The following is a 3,177-nucleotide window of genomic DNA, read 5'->3' as shown; positions in this document are numbered from 1 at the left end:
GCCACAACCGGTCGGGTGACCGCTTCCCATTTCTTTTCCTGTTCCGGGGATAGGGTATTGACACTGCTGGCGACCAAAGCGCGCGCCTTTGCCCAGTCCGCGTCCGTCGCTTTGCCGGTGATCTCGGAAAGCGGCATGTAGGAGTACTTATCGATCGCCGCTTTGGCTTCGGGCGGCAGCGAATCGTACTTTTGCTTGTTGATGAACATCATGGCCGTCGCGCCGCCGAGCGGTTCATCGAGATGATGGCTGGTCACCTCGTTGATCTTGAAAATTCTCATCCCGGTGAAGGGCATGAGGGAACCTGAGGCGATACCACGGCTGATCGCCTCGTAGGTATCGGGCGGCGTGAAGGTGACCGGCACCCCGCCGAGCCTTTCGACAATTTGCGCGTTCGATGCGTTCGAAGTGGCCAGCCGCATTCCCTTCACGTCGTCGAGCGAGGTGATCTTCGATTTCGTATGCAGCGCGTTGTTGGGGAACGTCCAGATGGCAAGCGGCTTGATCTTGTCGAACTCGTCATTGGCTATGCCGCTGGCATAGATCTTCCACAAGGCGTAAGCCGCTTCGGTCGAGTTCTTCGATTGGAACGGGAGCTCGGCGACATCGAGTTTGTTGAATTTGCCGTTGGCGAAGGCTGTCAGGATGAAGCCGATATCGGCGACGTCGTCGACGACCCGGTCATAGGCGACATTGAAGTTGCCGAGCGTGCCGCCGACATAGAGCTGGATCTTGAGCGTGCCTTTCGACGCCTTTTCAACATTGGCGATCCAAGGCCTGAACACGTTGTTATGAAGGAACGACGGCGGCGGCGCCGGCGAGTTGAACTTGAGCGTTATCGGAGCGGCCAAGGCCGGCGTTGCCAGCAGCGCCGCGGCAAGCGCGACACCAAAGATTTTCCCGTGCATTGAATTCCTCCCTTTCAGGGGCTCCATCCCAGTACGGTGTTGTTATTGGGGCGCCGCCTCGATCCAGCGCGGAGCGATCGGCGGCAATTGCAATCCAATGTCGCTTCGATCGCGCATGATGATCGCCACCGACTTCGATCTTGTCAACAGAATAGGTTGCGCGATTGTCGTAAGCACACGAGTTGTCCGGGTTAGGTAGCACACGAGTTGTCCGGTTTTGTGCCCTGCGCAGGAGCAGGGACGATGAACCGGACGACGTGGCTACAGGACCGCAGGATGCAGAAGTTTCGGGATGTTTTGAGCCGCTGGGAGCGGGGCAATTTGTCGATGATGGAGGCCGGCGAGCTTCTTGGGATGTCGGAGCGGCAATTCCGGCGCTACCGCGACCGTTATGAGGAGGATGGGCTGGCGGGGCTGCTCGACGGGCGGCTCGGCAGAGCGTCGCCGAAGCGGGTTCCGGCGAGGGACCTGCGGCTGATGCTGGATCTGTACCGGGATGCTTACCGGGGCTGGAACGTGAAGCATTTCCACGAGCACCTGGTGCGCGACCATGGCTTTCGCTGGGGCTACACCTGGGTGAAGACGCAGTTGCACACGGCAGGCCTTGTCGAGCGTGCCAAGCGGCGCGGGGCACACCGGCGCAAGCGCGCGCGCAAGCCGTGCGAGGGCATGATGCTGCACCAGGACGGCAGCCGCTTCGCCTGGCTGACGGGACAACCGGAACTCGATCTCATCGTGACCATGGATGACGCCACCAGCACGATCTATTCGGCCTTCCTGGTCGAGGAAGAAGGCACCGCCTCGACGTTTGCCGGCTTGCTGGAGGTGTTTACCGCCAAGGGCCTGTCGGGAAGCCTCTATACCGATCGCGGCAGCCACTACTTCCATACGCCGAAGGCGGACGGTCCGGTCGACAAGGAGCGGCTGACGCAGGTCGGCCGGGCCTTGAAGCATCTGGGCATCGAGCACATCCCGGCCTATTCGCCGGAAGCACGCGGGCGCTCGGAGCGCATGTTCGGCACGCTGCAAGACCGGCTGGCGAAGGAGCTGAACCTGGCCGGCGTCGGCGACGTGGAGAGCGCCAACCGCTTCATCCGCGAAGTCTACCTGCCGGCCCACAACGCCCGCTTCGCCAGGCCGCCGGCGCTGCCGGAGAGCGCCTTCGTGCCCGCCGAGCCGGCGCTGCTGCGCGAGATTCTGTGCGTGCAGGACGAGCGTATCGTGGCGCGCGACAACACCATTGCCTATGCCGGCCTGCGGCTGCAGTTGCCGGAAAGCCCGCTGCGAGCCCACTACGTCAAGGCCTGCGTCAAGGTGCGCGCCTATCCCGACGGCACCCTCGCCGTGTTCCATGGGCCGCGCCTGCTGGCGCGATACGATGCCGACGGCCAAGCCATAACAGGAGAACGATTAAAGGCTGCCGCGTGACCCCGCTTCGACGCCGCAACCTTAAGCCTTGTGGATTTGTGGACAGCCGCTTCGCGCCTGCCCACAAACCCCACAAGGCCAAAAACAGCAGCAAACAGAAGCGGACATATGATGTGCTGCCAAAACCGGACAACTTGATTAGCTACCGACAGGTCGCGGCCTTCCTGCAAGCCTGCAAATGAGGGAGCCATGAGCGAAGCGCCCGGAACGCATAATCCGCAGGTCCTGCCGGCTGACATCCCGGTGCCGCAGGACGACGGCGGCGCCGACCATCTCACCGGCAGGCGGCTTCCCGACCTGGCGTTGCCGGCAACCTCCGGCTCGGCCGTCAACTTGGCCAAGCTCACGGGCCGCAGCGTGCTCTACCTCTATCCACGCACCGGCGTGCCCGGTGTCGATCTGCCGCCCGGTTGGAACGAAATCCCCGGCGCGCGAGGCTGCACGCCGCAGTCCTGCGGCTTCCGCGATCATTTCGCCGAACTCAAGCAACTCGGCGTCGCGCAGGTGTTCGGCCTGTCGACGCAGGACACGGCCTACCAGCAGGAGGCGGCGAGCCGCCTGCAACTGCCGTTTCCGATCCTCTCCGACGCGACGCTCGCCTTTACCCGGGCGCTCAAGCTGCCGACCTTCGGCGTCGCCAACATGACGCTGTTGAAACGCATGGCGCTTGTCATCGATAACGGCGTCATCACCAAGGTGTTCTATCCGGTGTTTCCGCCCGACAAGAACGCGGCGGACGTGGTCGCCTGGATTCAGGCGTCGAGATAACCGCGCACATCCGCGAACACCTTGCGGAACATGTGCGGCGTGAGCACGCCGGTGTTCGTGTTGTAGCGTGAGC

3 protein-coding genes and 1 pseudogene are annotated in these 3,177 nt (G+C 62.8%); 2 read left to right on the top strand and 2 right to left on the bottom strand.

Annotated features, from left to right (window positions below; all coding sequences use genetic code 11):
* A partial coding sequence (locus WB402_RS15840) for a TRAP transporter substrate-binding protein (protein WP_424209584.1) occupies positions 1 to 908 on the bottom strand: 908 nt, incomplete at its 3' end.
* 243 nt (positions 909 to 1,151) lie between these two features.
* On the opposite strand from WB402_RS15840, the gene WB402_RS15835 reads away from it, so the two are divergent.
* A complete protein-coding gene (locus tag WB402_RS15835; RefSeq protein WP_424209582.1) occupies positions 1,152 to 2,336 on the top strand; it encodes an ISNCY family transposase in 1,185 nt (394 codons plus the stop codon).
* Positions 2,337 to 2,525: 189 nt separating this feature from the next.
* A complete protein-coding gene (locus WB402_RS15830) occupies positions 2,526 to 3,104 on the top strand; it encodes a peroxiredoxin (RefSeq protein ID WP_424209580.1) in 579 nt (192 codons plus the stop codon).
* Here WB402_RS15830 and WB402_RS15825 read toward each other — a convergent pair.
* Positions 3,089 to 3,177: pseudogene (locus tag WB402_RS15825) on the bottom strand (uracil-DNA glycosylase); the annotation flags it as partial. The gene WB402_RS15830 and the pseudogene WB402_RS15825 overlap by 16 nt on opposite strands.

This window comes from Sulfuricaulis sp., assembly GCF_049587675.1.
In the GTDB taxonomy this organism is placed as follows: Bacteria; Pseudomonadota; Gammaproteobacteria; order Acidiferrobacterales; family Sulfurifustaceae; genus Sulfuricaulis.
This window is presented reverse-complemented; position numbering and strand designations above follow the sequence as displayed.

What these genes read in the sequence shown, in the direction of transcription:
- WB402_RS15835 (WP_424209582.1), top strand. Translation starts at nt 1,152, where the DNA reads ATGAACCGGACGACGTGGCTACAGGACCGCAGGATGCAGAAGTTTCGG.
- WB402_RS15830 (WP_424209580.1), top strand. Translation starts at nt 2,526, where the DNA reads ATGAGCGAAGCGCCCGGAACGCATAATCCGCAGGTCCTGCCGGCTGAC.